The 15,657-nt window shown below is 66.6% G+C and carries 14 protein-coding genes; 6 read left to right on the forward strand and 8 right to left on the reverse strand.

From position 1 onward, the window contains the following. Nucleotides 1-4: 4 nt before the first annotated feature. On the reverse strand, nucleotides 5-1,186 hold the full coding sequence (locus P7F68_RS05655; RefSeq protein WP_002931264.1) for an isovaleryl-CoA dehydrogenase: 1,182 nt from the start codon (nucleotides 1,184-1,186) through the stop codon (nucleotides 5-7). Between the two features lie 159 nt (nucleotides 1,187-1,345). Between P7F68_RS05655 and P7F68_RS05660 the strand changes: the two genes are divergently transcribed. Beyond that, nucleotides 1,346-2,392, forward strand: coding sequence for an AraC family transcriptional regulator (locus P7F68_RS05660; RefSeq protein WP_277831385.1), 1,047 nt, complete (start codon nucleotides 1,346-1,348; stop codon nucleotides 2,390-2,392). 191 nt (nucleotides 2,393-2,583) lie between these two features. After that, the gene (locus tag P7F68_RS05665; RefSeq protein ID WP_002931268.1) at nucleotides 2,584-3,066 is read left to right on the forward strand and encodes an acyl-CoA thioesterase; all 483 of its coding nucleotides are present in this window, start codon (nucleotides 2,584-2,586) and stop codon (nucleotides 3,064-3,066) included. Between the two features lie 29 nt (nucleotides 3,067-3,095). Here the strand turns inward: P7F68_RS05665 and P7F68_RS05670 are convergent, their stop codons facing one another. From P7F68_RS05670 to P7F68_RS05680, 3 genes are all read right to left on the reverse strand, one after another. Beyond that, complete coding sequence (locus P7F68_RS05670; RefSeq protein ID WP_277831387.1) at nucleotides 3,096-4,211, reverse strand: ComEC/Rec2 family competence protein; 1,116 nt, start codon at nucleotides 4,209-4,211, stop codon at nucleotides 3,096-3,098. 11 nt (nucleotides 4,212-4,222) lie between these two features. Next, nucleotides 4,223-7,198 (reverse strand): hypothetical protein, encoded by a 2,976-nt coding sequence (locus P7F68_RS05675; protein WP_277831389.1) that lies wholly within the window; start codon nucleotides 7,196-7,198, stop codon nucleotides 4,223-4,225. Between the two features lie 64 nt (nucleotides 7,199-7,262). Then, nucleotides 7,263-8,378, reverse strand: a complete 1,116-nt coding sequence (locus tag P7F68_RS05680) for a patatin-like phospholipase family protein (RefSeq protein ID WP_277831391.1) — start codon at nucleotides 8,376-8,378, stop codon at nucleotides 7,263-7,265. A gap of 255 nt (nucleotides 8,379-8,633) precedes the next feature. Between P7F68_RS05680 and P7F68_RS05685 the strand changes: the two genes are divergently transcribed. Continuing rightward, on the forward strand, nucleotides 8,634-9,017 hold the full coding sequence (locus P7F68_RS05685) for a hypothetical protein (protein ID WP_277831393.1): 384 nt from the start codon (nucleotides 8,634-8,636) through the stop codon (nucleotides 9,015-9,017). A 128-nt stretch (nucleotides 9,018-9,145) separates the two neighbouring features. Here the strand turns inward: P7F68_RS05685 and P7F68_RS05690 are convergent, their stop codons facing one another. Further along, a complete protein-coding gene (locus P7F68_RS05690) occupies nucleotides 9,146-9,568 on the reverse strand; it encodes a hypothetical protein (protein ID WP_277831395.1) in 423 nt (140 codons plus the stop codon). Between the two features lie 142 nt (nucleotides 9,569-9,710). Further along, complete coding sequence (locus P7F68_RS05695) at nucleotides 9,711-10,391, reverse strand: DUF3334 family protein (RefSeq protein WP_002931285.1); 681 nt, start codon at nucleotides 10,389-10,391, stop codon at nucleotides 9,711-9,713. 309 nt (nucleotides 10,392-10,700) lie between these two features. Between P7F68_RS05695 and P7F68_RS05700 the strand changes: the two genes are divergently transcribed. Next, nucleotides 10,701-11,552 carry a tetratricopeptide repeat protein gene (locus P7F68_RS05700; protein WP_277831397.1) on the forward strand — a complete coding sequence of 284 codons (852 nt, stop codon included), beginning with the start codon at nucleotides 10,701-10,703 and terminating at the stop codon, nucleotides 11,550-11,552. Then, nucleotides 11,549-12,043 carry a tetratricopeptide repeat protein gene (locus P7F68_RS05705; RefSeq protein WP_277831400.1) on the forward strand — a complete coding sequence of 165 codons (495 nt, stop codon included), beginning with the start codon at nucleotides 11,549-11,551 and terminating at the stop codon, nucleotides 12,041-12,043. The genes P7F68_RS05700 and P7F68_RS05705 overlap by 4 nt, the downstream gene beginning before the upstream one ends. Nucleotides 12,044-12,077: 34 nt before the next feature. Here P7F68_RS05705 and P7F68_RS05710 read toward each other — a convergent pair whose 3' ends face one another. Both P7F68_RS05710 and P7F68_RS05715 read right to left on the reverse strand, forming a co-directional pair. Beyond that, a complete protein-coding gene (locus P7F68_RS05710; RefSeq protein ID WP_277831402.1) occupies nucleotides 12,078-12,707 on the reverse strand; it encodes a response regulator in 630 nt (209 codons plus the stop codon). Beyond that, nucleotides 12,704-14,155 carry a sensor histidine kinase gene (locus P7F68_RS05715; protein WP_277831404.1) on the reverse strand — a complete coding sequence of 484 codons (1,452 nt, stop codon included), beginning with the start codon at nucleotides 14,153-14,155 and terminating at the stop codon, nucleotides 12,704-12,706. The genes P7F68_RS05710 and P7F68_RS05715 overlap by 4 nt, the downstream gene beginning before the upstream one ends. Nucleotides 14,156-14,323: 168 nt before the next feature. On the opposite strand from P7F68_RS05715, the gene P7F68_RS05720 reads away from it, so the two are divergent. Further along, nucleotides 14,324-15,607 (forward strand): DUF3047 domain-containing protein, encoded by a 1,284-nt coding sequence (locus P7F68_RS05720; RefSeq protein WP_277831406.1) that lies wholly within the window; start codon nucleotides 14,324-14,326, stop codon nucleotides 15,605-15,607. Nucleotides 15,608-15,657 lie beyond the last annotated feature (50 nt).

Consider the following 15,657-nt stretch of genomic DNA (forward strand, 5'->3'; position numbering starts at 1 on the left):
CCGCTCAGCGGGTTTCGGAAAACAGCTCGCGGCCGATCAGCATGCGACGGATCTCGCTGGTGCCGGCGCCGATCTCGTACAGCTTGGCGTCGCGCCACAGACGGCCCACCGAATACTCGTTCGTGTAGCCGACGCCGCCCAGCGCCTGGATCGCCTCGCCCGCCATCCAGGTCGCCTTCTCGGCGGTGTAGAGGATGACGCCGGCGGCGTCCTTGCGCAGCGTGCGCGCGTGGTCGGCGCGGTCGCAGGCCTGGCCCACGGCGTAGGCGTAGGCGCGGCAGGCGCTCCAGGTGGAGTACAGGTCGGCGATCTTGCCCTGCATGAGCTGGAACTCGCCGATCGGGGTGTCGAACTGCTTGCGCTCGTGCATGTAGGGCACGACCGCGTCCATGCACGCCGCCATGATGCCGAGCGGGCCGCCCGACAGCACGGCGCGCTCGTAGTCCAGGCCCGACATCAGCACCTGCACGCCGCGGCCGATGTTGGCCTCACCGCCGAGCACGTTCTCGACCGGCACCTCGACGTCGTCGAAGAACAGCGGATAGGTGTTGGAGCCGCGCATGCCGAGCTTGTCGAGGTGGGTGCCGCAGGAGAAGCCCTTCATGCCCTTCTCGATGATGAAGGCGGTGATGCCCTTGGGGCCGGCGTTGATGTCGGTCTTGGCGTAGACCACCAGGGTGTCGGCGTCGCCGCCGTTGGTGATCCACATCTTGGCGCCGTTGAGCACGAAATGGTCGCCCTTGCGGTCGGCGCGCAGCTTCATCGACACCACGTCGGAACCGGCGTTGGGCTCGGACATCGCCAGCGCGCCGACGTGGTCGCCCGAGATCAGCTTGGGCAGGTATTTCTGCTTCTGCGCCTCGGTGCCGTTGCGGCGAATCTGGTTGATGCACAGGTTGGAGTGCGCGCCGTAGGACAGCCCCACCGAGGCCGAGGCACGCGAGATCTCTTCCATCGCCACGATGTGGGCGAGGTAGCCCATGTCGGTACCGCCGTACTCCTCGCTCACCGTCATGCCGTGAACGCCGAGGTCGCCGAGCTTTTTCCACAGGTCTGCGGGGAACTCGTTGACGCGGTCGATCTCGGCCGCGCGCGGTGCGATCTCGGCAGCGCAGAAAGCCTGCAAGGTGTCGCGCAGGGCGTCGATGGTCTCGCCGAGGTTGAAGTTCAGGCTGGGCACGTTCATGGGGTGTCTCCTTCTCGAGGTTGTCCTGGCGCGGCGGGCAGTGCGCAGATCCATTATGGACGGCGCATGCCCGAAGATAGGACGAGATTAAGCGCAGCGTGCGCCCGCCGAGTGCCATCGTGGTTGCAATTCGTGCCATGCCCGCTAGCATTCCAGCACATGAAGATCCTCGCCCCCTCACCCGCCGACCTCACTCGGGGCCGCGCCGCCACGCCGATCGCCTTTATCCGTGCGATCGTCCTCGGGTACCGGCTCCGGGGCATGGATCCGGCCAGCGCACTTGCGCAGGCGCAGATCCCGGCAGCAGTGCTGGAAGACCCTGCAGCACGGGTCACCGCTGCACAGATGGAACTGCTCTCGGGAATCGCCATGCAGGCGCTCGACGACGAAGCGCTGGGTTGGTTCTCGCGCCGCCTGCCCTGGGGCAGCTATGGCATGCTGTGCCGGGCGTCACTCACCTCGCCGACGCTGGAGGTGGCGCTGAAACGCTGGTGCCGCCACCACCGCTTGCTGACCGAGGACATCGTGTTCGAGCTCGTGCCCCAGCGCGGCGTGGCGACTATCCGGGTTGCCGAACACACCGAACTGGGTGAATTGCGCGAGTTCTGCCTGGTCAGCACGCTGCGCTACCTGCTCGGCTACGCCTGCTGGCTGGTCGACTCGCGTATCGCACTGACCGCAGCCGCCTTCCCCTTCGACGCCCCGGCGCATGCCGACGCCTACGCCTACCTGTTCGCCGGGCCTGCAAGCTTCTCGGCCCCTGCTGCAGCGATCAGCTTCGACGCCCGCTACCTCACCCTGCCGGTACGCCGCGACGAGAAGGCGCTGCAGACCATGCTGCAACGCGCGCTCCCGCTCACCGTGCTGCAATACCGCCGCGACCGCCTGCTCGTGCACAGCGTCGCCCAGCTCCTTGCTGCCACGCCAGCGGCCGCACACACCGCCGAGGACGTCGCTGCACAGCTGAACCTGTCGGTACGAACCTTGCACCGGCAACTGAAGGAGGAAGGCGTGTCGCTGCAACAGCTCAAGAACGAAGCCCGGCGCGAGCACGCGACCCGGCTGCTGCTGCAGACCCGCAAACCGGTCAAGCAGGTCGCGGCGGCCGTCGGTTTCGACAGCGAGAAGAGCTTTGCGCGGGCATTCCGCGAGTGGACAGGGGCTGCGCCAAGTGCCTATCGAACGGGCGCAGGCTCCGCAGCATAGCGGGCACGCAGCGCGCAGCCCATCTCGCCTCGCCTCGCCTCGCCTCACGAACAGCGTGGGCGAAAGCAGTGAGGGTCTTGTGCATCGGTGCGGACGAGCTGGCTCGGTGCACGCATTCTAGCCTTGCACCCTGTTTCGCCGAAGCCGACACTGCCCCTACCCGATCAGCCACTCAAGCGCGAGACATTGCAATGGACCTCCCCGCCCACCAGCTCACCATGACCGTCCTGATGACGCCCGACACCGCCAACTTCTCGGGCAAGGTTCACGGCGGCGCCATCCTCAAGCTGCTCGACCAGGTGGCCTACGCCTGTGCTGCGCGCTACGCCGGCCACTATGTCGTCACCCTCAGCGTCGACCAGGTGATGTTCCGCCAGCCCATCCAGGTTGGCGAACTGGTCAGCTTCCTCGCCTCGGTCAACCACACCGGCAACTCGTCGATGGAGGTGGGCATCAAGGTCGTTGCCGAGGACATCCGCGCCAAGGTCGTACGCCACGTCAATAGCTGCTTCTTCACCATGATTGCGGTCGACGACGAAGGCCGGCCGACCAAGGTGCCGGCGCTCGAACCCCATACGCCGGACGAACGCCGCCGCTTCGCCGAAGCCGAAGTGCGCCGCGCGATGCGGCGCGAGATGGAGCGCAAGTTCGCCGAGGTACGCGGCGGAGAGTGAGATCAGCCCGATCAGCGCCTGCTGCCCCCTCACAGCTCGATCACGTAGGGCTCCCCTGGGGTCGGGTTGTACTCGGCGATGTAGCCGAGCCCGGCCTGCCTTTCCGCCGGAGCCCAGCGTAGCGTCGTCTGGCTTTCGTAGTTGAAGCACAGCGTTGGCGGCTGATGCACCGAACGCGCAATGATGCGTTGCACGGCTTCGGCATCGGGGTGGCGGAACTGGCTGCCATTGGTGCTGAACAGGAAGCGCGGGCTGTCGATGAGGGCGAGCAGCTCGTCGCTGATGTTGCCCGCGCTGCCGTGGTGCGAGACCTTGACCGCATCGACGCGCAACACCGCTTCGCCGCGCTGCGCGAGCAGGCGACGAAGCGAGGCGGTGATCACATCATGATGGGCGTCGGCGAGAAACAGGCAGGACTTGCCGCCGAACTCGGCGAGAAAGGCAATCGAGCTGCCGTTGGCGGCAGCCTTGTCGACCTTGAGCTGGCGCCTGAGCACCGCGTCGAGCTCCGCGGTCGTGCCCAGCAAGCCTTGGCCAGGCAGGTAGGCCTTGCGCCTGGACAGGCTCGTCCACGCCGACTCGAGGTCGCCGGGGTTGATGTCGGCGCCGAGATCCTTCTTCCAGCGCTCCCGCATGCGGTCGAGCTTGGCCCGGGTGGGCGACAGCAGGGTAAGACGCATGCCGTGCGCGTCAGCCAGGGTGTATTCCGGCAACACCCCCGTATCGGGCACCACCACCGCATTGCCAGCAAACGCCCTGTTCCACTGTCCGGCGTCGAACCGTCGCACGATCAGCGCACTGAGGAACTCGCCCTGCTTGCCGCCCAGCACGCGGCCGCCTGCCTGCAGATGACTCCAGCCGTTGAACCAGATGTCGACCACGCGCACCGGTACGGGCTTGTTGGCGAACAGGCGCACGAGCCCCTCGACATGGTCGGTGTCGACGTGACTCATCACGACCAGCTCGAAGCGCCTGTCACCCTGCGGCAGCGCATCCAGGCGGGCCTCCAGGTGACGATAGGTCGCGATCGGGCCGCCATCGATCAACATGCGCCGTGTGCGCAACGCATCGCCGTACTCGACGAACAGGCAATCACCGTGTCGTGCCGGCAGCATCTCGATGCGAAAGAATGGTGCGGCGCTCATGGATTACAGGCTCACAAGCGCCAGTCGGCGTCGCCGAACGCCACCACGCAGAGCGCCATCGGCAAACTGTCGAGCAGAGCCTGGCGCTTGACCGCGCGCAGCACTTCACCAAGGCAGCGTGAGCCCTCGGCACCCCCGTCCTCATCCCGCCCTGCGGCCGCGGCCAGCAGGCCCTCGAGGATCTTCTCGCCCACCTTGACGGCATGCGGACCGAATACGGTAGCGATGGTGGACACGACGGCCGCCGCACCGGCCTGACGGAAATAGCGTATGTGGCTGGCGTATTGTTGCGCCGTACTGGCGACATCGCACCCCAGCAGCAGCACCAGCGGGTAGGGTCCATCGATGTGCACGTATTCGCGCGGCAGGCGCAAGGTCTTGAACGGCTTGCCACCAATCTCGAGCGCGACATCCTGCTTGTCGCCCGTGTTGTGAGGAAACGCCACCAGCAATGTTGGGTGTTCCCCGCCGACCGCAGCCCGCCACTCGTCCCAGTCCTTCACCTCGCGCACCGCGCCCTGCATCCTGCCCTCGAGCAGGCGGATGAGCGGCCCCACCTCTTCCTGCCGCAGCTCCGCGCTATAGCCCACCAGCGCCGAGCGGTCGAGCTGCAGGCGCAGGCGGTCACCCGCCGGTTCGGCCTGGACGAGCACTTCGGCATCTCCCGGCCGGCCCAGCGCGGGATTGAAGACATGGCGTTCGATCACCTTGCGCAGCCCCCAGAAGCCCATCGGGCATACATGCCGGCGGGGGTCCTGCTGGCCCGCGCAATGGCCCGGACAGGCGCCCGCGGCCAGGGCCTCGAGCGCGTCGGGGCAGAAGCGCACATCGCTCTCATCGTCCGGCGGCAGATACTGGTAGATGAACTCGAAGGGCACCACGGCATCTGCGCGCGTACTGACGATCTGGATGTGGGTCGCCTCGTCCACATCCATGCCACCGCTATTGAGGGCCTGCAGATGGTCGATGACCAGCGCGGAGTAGAGGTCGCCCCCGAGCCGCGCAAGCCTGAAGAACAGCGTGAGGTTGTCACCCGCGGTCAGTCCGGCGCTGTAGTCGGCCACGCTGTAGGCAACTTCGGAGAGTAGACGGTTGATGGCATCGACCGGCTCCTGGATGCCGCTGAGGTCGGTCGCCCATGCACGCCGGCCAGCGATGCCGGTGAGCAGCGGGCGTGCCCCATGCGCGTGGTTGAGCACGAACGACGCATCGAAGCGCCGCCGCGAACCGAGGTCGCTCCAATGCTCGCGCACCCGCGCCTCGACCTGTTGGGTGATTGCCGGGCGGGGACCGGCCAGCCCCCCCTGCTCGACCACCTGGGCATGGATCAGCACCGTCTGCAGCACACGCCCACGATGCAGCACGCTGATACGGCCTTCGAACGCCGCCGCCATGCGCGGCGTGAGCACGAACTCGAGCACGCTGCTCGGCCCGGAACGGGGCAACCAAAGCACACCCGTCAGCGGCGCATCGAGCTGGAGCGGCTCGTGAAAGACCACCTGCAGGCGGTGGCGCCGTCGCCGGGGCGGCAGCTCATGTGCGGGAAAGGCCTCGGAAGCGGTCTGCCAGCCTTCGCCCGGCGGGCCGATGCGCAGCCGCAGCAGCACCTGCTCGCCAACCCTGAGGCACTCGTGCTCCTCGACGAGAGCTTCACCCTCCCGGCGCCAGAAGCCGTGCTGGACGTAGCGTGTCTCGGGCTGCTCGGCCGCCTGCACGGCTTCCACGGCAGCCAGCGCAGCCACAGCTTCGGTGAGGGATGAAGCTTCGTCGGACTCACGGACGTAGCGGTAGCGCTCGCGCGACGCATCGATGCCACGCGCGAGCGCCCGTGGCGCCACGCTGCGCAAGTTCTCGCCCGCGCTCGCAACAGCCTGCGCCACCCGCCCCAGACCGCGGGCCTGGCTGGGGCGAACCTGCTCCAGCGCTTCGACCACGCCCGGCGTACCGATCAATTGGGCCAGCGTACGCTCGCTGAGCGCCAGCGAGGCCTGGGCGGGAGCCGCCTTCAGCCGCCCTGCAAGGCGGTCGACTGCGCTGGCAAGATGACTGAGTCGGATCAGGTCGCGATTGAGAAAGGCCAAGACATCGGCACCGAAGGCCTGCCGCAGCGCTACATCGAGCGGCAGGTTGTGGGTGAGCTCATCGCCCAGGCGTACCAGGGCATGCATGCGCTGCTCGACATCCACGCCGGCGGTGCCGAGCGCGCGCACGCAGGCGACCCCCTCGGCCGCCAGCACGTCCGCCACGACGCGCACCAGACGCTCGAGCTGGCCTCCGTCCTGTCCGCCCTCGACATCCGTGCCCCCAAGCACGAGCGCAAACGCCGCACGACAGGGCGCCCCCCGGGCCAGCAGTCGAGCCGCCACTGCACGCAGCGAGCCGCTGAAGACCATCACCTCCACCCTTGGTACGGCGCGATCCGCACGCATGAAACGGTAGGGCCACGGCTCCCTCCAGTGCGCGCGAAACGCGCCGAAGGCGTTGGCAAGCGGATCATCAGCCAGCACACAGAGGCGGAAGGGCAAGGCCCAGTCCACGCGGCCGTCGGCCGCGAAGGCGTCGGCCACGAAGACTGCCGCGGCACTCACCGCGGGCTGCTGCAGGACGCGCAGCAAGGGCAGCAGGGCTTGCCAGTTCCGTCCGCGGCCATACACCGCGAGCCGAGTACCCCAGGGCGCGTCGTCGAGGTAGCGTTGCCAGGCTTGCGCAAGCTCGAGCGCCGCCGGGAAGGCGGGCAGGCGTTGCAGGGCTGGCAGCTCCCACGCCACCAGCGGCGCACCGTCGCGGCGGTCCGCCGCCTGGGCAATCGACCATTCGGCCGCCCTCGGCCGCGCAAACGAGCCGCCCGCGGACACGCGCTGCGCCGATACGCGGCGACGCAAGCGGCGCTGCGCGGCGTTGAGCGCCCCGAGGGCCGCACACGCTCGCGCAAAGTCGTCGTCATCAAGCCCCAAGCCCCAGGCGGCAAGGCGATCGCGATCGATCATGGCGGCGCGCTCCTGTCAGTAACTGCAATGCGACCGGCGCCACCGGGCGCACCGGCCGCCGCGTTCAGCCCAGCGGCCACTCCGGTACGGGCCAGCCCTGCGCGGCGGGAATGGCGAGCCCTGCCCGCATGCGCAGGGCAACATCGGCCAGCGCATAACCCCAGTTGATCAGGCGGCCCTGGTCGCGAGGCTCGAACTTCTTGAGCCGGGTAGGAATGTGCTCGAGCGTCGTGGTGAGGGTGTTGTCGGCAACCAATGCCCTTGGATCCTTGTAATCGCCGATCCGGGTACCGATCCCCCAGTAGGCACCACGGCGGCGACCGGCCTGGAAATCTTCCACCAGCCAGCGCTTGCGCAGCGCGCGCGTCTGGTCGATGAGGATGTCGCGCACGCGACCGAGTTGCAGCAGATCGTCCTCGAACGGCGACTCGTCGATCTCGAACGGCGCCCCGGCATCACTCACGAGAATGAGGTCGATCTCGCGCAGCAGGGCCTCCAGCCCCATGTTGTCGTACACCCCGCCGTCTGCGAGCACAATTCGCCGCCGCAGTGCCTCAAGGTTCGGCAGCTCGCGCTCGGGCTGCACCCAGGTGGCAGGGTCGGACTTCAGCACCACCGGCGAGAAGATCGGCGGAAAGGCGCTCGATGCAGCAACGGCTTCCGCCAGTCTGACGTCGGTACTGCGCGACAGACCGAGGTAGTAGTCGGCGATGTAGTCCTGGCGAAAGCGGAAACTCCGCCCGGTCTGCATGTTGGTGGCGTAGAAGATGAAACGCGGCGCAGCCTCCAGCGCTGGATCCGGCAGCTCCCTGAGCAGCGTGTCGCCGAACAGGTCCTTGGCGTAGCGACGGGCGAGGAAGTCTCCCGAGGTGACGAAAGGTACGAGATGGCCCAGCGCGGCCGTCTTGACGTCGATGGACTGGCTGCAGAAGGCACGCACCGGCTGCGCGATCACGGCCTCGAAGTTGTCCGCGCGCCCCTCGCTGAACGCGAGCGCGCGCCAGCGGTGGGCAAGCACGCCCGCGAGGATCGACCCGCCCGAAACGCTCGTGACCCGCGCCAGGCGCCCGAGCAGGCCTGCTTCGTTGAGCCTCCACAGGCTGCCGAGGCCGAACAGCGTTGCGCGAAACCCCCCGCCCGATAGGGCGAGCCCCATCCTTGCTTCGTCTCCCCTGCTCATCTCCGTCCCCTCCTGGCTGCAGCGCTCGGCAGGCGCCCGCGCCTCGATCCAATATAGGCCCGCCCAGGCGCCGCGTCAGCACGAGCAGTAAGACGGCGCAGTGCAAAGCGGCCAGGCAATGACATGGGGCGACGGCAGGTCTATGCTGGACATGAGAGCTTAGGTATTTGCCGGCACGCCTGGGGGCCTTCTGGGCACGACCATGGCGTAGTGGCGGCCAGCGGTGTTTCCCATCGACCATGACAAGGAGTGATCATGAAAAGAGTCTTCCTCGCCAGCGCATTCGTTCTCGCCACCGGGACGGCGCAAGCCGATGTCGGGGCGTTCGTCGGCATCACCTATGCCTTCGGCTCGAATCAAGGTATTGGCTTTACCGTGCAGGCGACTTCGACGCGCAAGCAGGACCGCGGCATCCTGGCCGCCGGCCTCAGCTACCACCCGTTCGCCACCGGCAGCAAGGTTGGACTGCCGGTTGGCGTCGGCTATCAGTGGAAGGATGCGGCGGCAATCGTGGGCTATGACGTGCTGCTGCAATCGCCGGTCGTCAGCGGCGGCTATGTGGACACACGCAGCAAGCGCCGCAGCGCCGCGCCGAGTGGGGAAGGCTCGGGCGGCGAAGGCTCGGGCGGCCCCGTCTGAGGGACGCGCCAGCCTGATCGCAAGAATGCCGCGCCACCAAGGGCGCGGCATTGCGTTTCAAGCGTCTGCGGCGACGGGCAAAGGATGGCCGCACTCAGGGCCAGGCGTACCGCCCGGAGGCGCAGGAATCAGGTACGCAGCACGCTCGGGTCCTGCTGACCCGGCGCCGTCGTCTGCTCGGGCGGAGCCGGGCGCGCGGCCGCGTTTGCACCGACCTGCGCCATCGCTTCATAGCTGGACAACGCCCGCTGGGCCGAGTAGTTGTTGCGGATATCGGCATTCGCGGCGGCGGCGCGCGCCTGCTCAACCGCACGTGCCTCCTGGGTGCCGTTGTCCGGGCTGGGCGCCGACTGGCGAACAGCCTCGCTTCGTGCCTCGGCACTGAGGGACACGACGGCGCTTGGGGAACTGGCTCTGGCGGCATCTGCCAACGCGGCATCGGCGGCACGCCCAGCCTGCCCTTCCTGCGGCATAGCTTGCGCCTGGCGCAGTTCGGGTAGCCGTGCAGCATCGCGGACGGCGAGTCCCGTCGCAGTATTGATCGCATCCATGGCCTACCCCCTCCTGTGGTCTGCTTCCCTGCACTTCGAATGCCCGGCCCGCTCGTGGCAGGCGCGCGCCCAGGAACATGTGTTGCTAGTGTGACATATCGCGAACGCCCGTGACCGATAAGGGCGTCACGGTCACTGCGCACTACATGCCCAGCGACTTCAACAAATCGTCGTGATCATTCGCGGGCGCAACCGGAACGCGGGCAGGCTGCGCAGCCTGCTCGAGCAGCGCATCCGGATCAAGAACCTCGTGGGCATCGAAGTCGTTGAGCTGGATGAACTCCGCACGATCGACGGCAAGCTCGAGGTAGAAAACGTTGTGCCCACCGGTGTAGAAGGTGACCCGGCGTGCCTCCGGGTTGTCGAGCTTGGTGTCGACGCTGAGGATGACCTGCTTGTTGAGCACCAGCATCTTGGGCTGGTTCTGCGTGATATGGGTCTGGAGCTGGCGCCCCACCTTGCCGGTGAAGTCGCCGACGATCTGGTTCATGAGCTCACCCATGACATTGCTGACCTCGTCCGACGTGTGCGATGCGGCGAGTTCGCTCGACGCCATTCCCATGCTGAGCAGATACTTCTGGTACAGCTCCATGGCTGCCGGAGCCGAAAAATTAATGACGACCAAACCGGAAAAACCGCCATCGAAGAGCACGAAACAGCCGATGTCAGGCTTCAGGCAGGTCTTGGAAATGCGCTGGACCATCCCGGAGTAGCGGATCTCGCTTTGCGTCGCCGCCGTGAGCACCTTGGCGACCGAATCGCACAGGCTTTTCAGGAGGTCTTCGGTACCGAAAACGACGGCGTTGTCTCGAGATCTGCTCATCGGTGGCATCCTTGTGCGCATGGAATGGCGAAACCCACTCTATACCACACTGCACGAGCTGTCAGCGGTTCGGATGGGCGGCGTCACGGCGCTCACCAGGGACGCACTCCCGACCAGGTGTATTTCGACGCGATCGGCGAACAAATGCTGCTGGCGGCATGACGACGAAAAGGCTGGCTCCGTCAGGGCCATGACCTATCCACGCCATGAAGCGGGGCCAGAAGCCGGGAGGTATTGTGCGGGCGATTTGCCCGGGACGTGACGCGGTGCGGCTTCCTAGAATCGGTGCGTCGATCCAGGGAGGTGGCGATGAAGGCAATCAGGGTGGCAGGGGTGCTGGGTGCGATGTTGTCCATGCTGACGCAGGCGGTTGGCGCGGCAACGGTGGAGCGTACGCTGAGCGCCGGACCGGCGCGTGTGTGGACTGCGGTCCTGGGCAGCGGGGTGCCCGTGCTGGCGGTCGATCATGAGCGTTTTGAGGCAACCATTGTCCTGGACGACGCCTTGCCAGTAAGCGTATCGGTGGATTGGGATGAGGTGGACGGAGGCACGCGCCTGGCGGGGATGGGGGCGTCCGCAGATTCCGACGGATTCCGACGGTGGGTCGAGGGGGTTGAGCGGGTCGCGCTGGAGCAGGTGCAGCGTAACCGCTACTGTCGTGGTCTGCAGCCTGATCCGCGTCATGACGAGGTACCGGAACCGAGCCTCGAGGCCGCGACCGATTGCGGGCTGAGCACTGGCAATTTTTCGTCCGCATTGCTCGAACTGGAGAAATGTGGCGATCATGAGACCACGCTGAAGCTGCTCAGCCTGTGTTCGCATCAGAATCATGCAGGTGGTCTGGTGCGTATTTCCCAGCTATACGAGATCGGTGCCGCCGTGCCCCGGCGCGCGGAACGTGCGACGCATTTTCTGGCGCGGGCGGCCTCGGCGGACAATACCGAGTATCACATCAGTGCCAAGACGCTTTACGCCACGGCCTTGTATTTTGGTGTTGGCGTGCCGGTGGATCGGCCCCGCGCGCTGGCCTTGTTCCAAACGGCTGCAAGTCTTGGTGACAGTGCGGCGGACGAGTTTCTGCGAACCGGCACGCATTCAGCGTGGCGACGCATCGATGGACGCCTGTTCCGTGACCCGGATTTCGTAGAGCTGCGGCCATGAAAACCGCTGCCCTGCGTGGCGTGCTTGCGTGGTTGCTGTTGCTGTTGCTGCAGGGGCCCGTCGCACTGGCGGAGGATGAGGGGGATCTCAGCTACCGCCACTTCGTGGACAGCCCACGTCGGATCAAGTGTCTGTATGGCTACGTCGCTGAAAAAACGGGCGACCACGTATCTGCAGTCAGGATTTTCGAGGACTGCATTGCGCGCTGGAACGATGTGTATTCGATGATCTGGCTGGCACAGATGCTGGAATCGGGCGTAGGGGTCGCGCGCGACGAAGCCCGTGCCGCGCGGCTGATGGAGCGCGGGGCCATGAGCGATGAGGTCGGTGGCTATGCGACCCTGGCGCGCTATCACTGGGGGATGGCATTGGCGCAGGGACGAGGCGTGGATGCCGACCCGGCACGCGCAAGACATTGGCTGCAGCGCGCCGCGGACGAGGGCGATGTATTGGCCGCAGACGCCCTGCTGCGCTGGGGCGAAGCGGATTGAGCGCGGTCGGATCGGTATCCGCGTGATCTGCCCGTCAGTTGCCAAAGCCGATGCGGCGGGCGAGGCGGACCAATTCGAAGTCGTTGGCAGCGCCGAGCTTGGCCTTGATCTGATAGTGGGTGTTATGCACGGTCTTGGGGCTGAGTGACAGGGTGGTGGCGATGTCTGCAACCGACCGGCCGTCCAGCAGCAGGCGCAGTATCTCGCTTTCGCGTGGTGTCAGTTGGTCTGAAGGGCCGCGTTCGCCCTCTCCGCGCAGTTGGCGAACTTCCTGCGCAAGGTCGGGGCTGATAAAGGTGCGCCGTCCGGCCACGGTGTTGACGGCCTGCAGCAATACCTCTGGCGGACTGCTTTTGGTGACATAACCCAGAGCGCCGGCCTCCAGCGCCCGGAGTGCCCACAGTGCATCACGATGCATGCTGAAGCCAAGCAGGCGGGCTGTGTGGTCGCGCTGGCGGATACGCGCGATCACTTCCAATCCGCCAAGATCGGGCAGCGCCAGGTCGACAATACAGAGGTCGGGCTGGCGCTCACGCCACAGGCGCATGCCGTCTTCGCCGGTACCCGCCTCACCAATTACCGTCATCGTGCCTTGCAGCTCCAGCAAGCGGCGATACCCTTGCCGGACGACGGCATGGTCGTCAATCAGCAGCAACTGGATCATGTGGCGCCCCACGTGCCTGCCGGGAGTTCGACCCGCAACTGCGTGCCTTGTCCCGGCGCGCTGATCCATTCCACCGTGCCACCCAGCGCGGAAGCCCGTTCGCGGATACCCAGTCGCCCATGTCCCTCCGGTGCGGGAGCAGCGGTGTCGCCTTTGCCGTCATCGCGGATGGACAGGCGCAAGCGGCCGCCATTGCGTTGAAGATCGATCTCGATCTGGCTGGCATCGGCGTGACGAAGGGCATTGGTCAGCCCTTCCTGAACGATGCGGTACAGGTGGATGGTCAGCGTCGGTTCGAGCGTGTCGAACAGGCCCTGATGATGGAATTGAATGCTGGGCGTGCCACTGTGCATGCGTTTGCTGTCGGCAATCAGTTGCTCCAGTCCGGCGATCAGACCGAAGGCCTCCAGCCTTGGCGGGCGCAGACGGTGAACGATGTTCTGGATGCTCTCGTGCATGCGGGCGAGGGTTTCGCCCAGGCTGTCCAGCACGGACGTCAGCGGGGCGTGAGCGGTCGACGCGGCTAGCGACTGTCTGAGGTAGGCGGCGTCGGCACGCAGCGAGGTCAGGTGTTGCCCCATGTCGTCATGCAGTTCGCGGGCCAGGTAGTGGCGCTCGTCCTCGCGGACATCGAGCAGATGTGTTGCAAGCCTGCGCTCGGCGGCTCGGGTCGTGGCCAGTTGGGCGGCAAGACTGTTGAACTCGTTTGCGATCCGGCGGAATTCATCGAGCTCGAAGGCGGGCAGGCGCACCGTGGTGTCGCCGCCCTCGAGCCGGCCGATGGCGGCAAGGATCTGGTCGGCGGGGCGCAAGGCGCGGCGGACGGGGCGCACGATCACCGCTGCCAGCATCGCCAATGCCGCCCAGCCGACCAGCACCAGATACATCGACGACAGCCAGTGTGAGGCTTCGGTGTGCCAGTCCGGGCGGACATGGATATGGCCCACCGCGACGCCGGGCGCACGCAGCAAGGGGCGGACGCTGGTGTCGGCTGGTGTGTGCAGGGCCTCCAGCCAGCGGGCAACGACCCCGGCGCCTGAGCGAGGGGGTGCGGGGCGCACGCAGGCAGCACCAATCTGCCGCGACCACAGGTCTTCCACTTGCACACAGAACGCCAGCCGACGTGCGAGGGGTTCCAGCACGGCAAGATCCACCCGGATGGATTCTCGGTTGAACACGTCGGCCTGGCGGGGCTGATCCTGGTTCAGCAATTGCTGGATGACGGCTGCAGTGTCGGGTGTGTCCGCCAGCGCCTGTTGCCGGATCTGCCAGCCGTGCGCTGCCAGCAACAGCAGCGTCAAAAGGCAGGCGAAGGCCAGTAGCCGTTGCAGCAGGCTGCGCTGCAGATCGAGGGCCGCCCGGGTGGGGCCGACAAGCGGCCTGGCCGCATCAGGCGCAGGCGGCGGTGTCCTATCGAGTCGATTCGTGGATTCGGCTTCGGGCGGCATGGTGCGTCATTTTCCCCCTGATCGGCATCGGCGCCCAATGCCTCCGGCGCAGCACAGGCAAATTGCCCGCCCGCAGGCCGTGCGGGGCACGGTCCACCGGCCCGACGCTATGATCAGCGCCACCTCGGATGCATATCGACTAGGACCGAGCCCACGCCCAGGAGACACATGATGCCACTGCACGCGAACACCGCCCCGCCGTCAGCCGCCCAGACACATGGGCGCGCGCATGAGCCCTGCACTCACGACCATGCCCGCCACGGCCTCGTCAGTGCGAGCCGCCGCCAATGGGCGAAGGGGCTGGTCGCCGCGCCACTCCTGGCCGGGCCCTGCGTGCAAGCCTATGCTGGCAGCCTCGAGCCTCAAGAGGGGCCCGCCTTGAGCGCAGCGGCGATGGCGGCCCGCTTCACCAGCCTCGCCGAGGGTCTTTCCGCCGTAGCACGCATCGAGCCGTTCACCATCACGCCAGCCGATCTGCCCTGGACGCAGGCCTTGGGGCTGCTTGATGCCGGGCAACAGGTGTCCTTTTTCCTCGACGGGCTGTGGTGGTTCAGCAAGGATCATGGACGCTGGCTGGAGCCGGGCTTCGTGTTCTTCGCCCGCGTAGCTGGAACAACGGGCAACAGCGCCATCCACAACTGCATGCAGAACACTGGAACACTGACCGCGGACAGGGCCGGAACCTTGCAGATCGCGCGCTCCGTCGGCGAGTTTGCAAACCCGCAGGGCGAACTGTGGGTGCCGCTCGAACAGTACCTCGCGGCTCAAGGCCAGGTGGAAGGCGTCGCCATCGTATGGAGCGGCGACGCGCATGAAGGCCTGCTCGCCCTGTCTGCGCGCGGCGACGCGCATGGCATGATTCGTTCCGAATTGCAGCGCATGCGCCAGGAACGCCTGATGCCCAAGGGCTGGCACAACTTCTTCGCCTTTGGCGATGGCGGAATCTTCAGCGAGGCGCCAAGGGGCGACATCGCATGCGAAACACACAAGAACGTCGGCATCCTGCAATACCCGCTCGCCGACCAGCCTTTACGCCCCGGGCTGCAGCTGGAATGGACCTGGGTGGTCGACCGTCTGCCTTCGGCCCTGCCCGAGGACGCGTTGCTGAACCACGACTATCTGTCGATCGCCGTCGAGTTCGACGACGGCCAGGACATCACCTACATGTGGAGCTCGACCCTGCCGGTCGGCACGGCCTTCCGTTGCCCGATCCCGGGCTGGAACGCCATCGAGACGCACGTCGTGCAGCGCAGCGGGACGGACACGCTGGGACAGGAACTACACGAGCGCTGCGACCTGTTCCGCGACTATCAGCGCCTGGTCGGTGGCAAGGCCACCCGCGTCGTCAGGATCTGGCTGATCGCGAACTCGCTCTTCATGCGCCAACACGGTCAATGCGCATACCGCAAGATCGCGATCGGTCAGCCCGACCGCTTGCAGGTGGTGCTCTAGCTGGAATGGGGAGCGGGCAGCCGAGTCCCTCCGGGCCAGGCCTGCCCGCT

The organism is Thauera mechernichensis, from assembly GCF_029588855.1.
Classification (GTDB): domain Bacteria; phylum Pseudomonadota; class Gammaproteobacteria; order Burkholderiales; family Rhodocyclaceae; genus Thauera; species Thauera mechernichensis.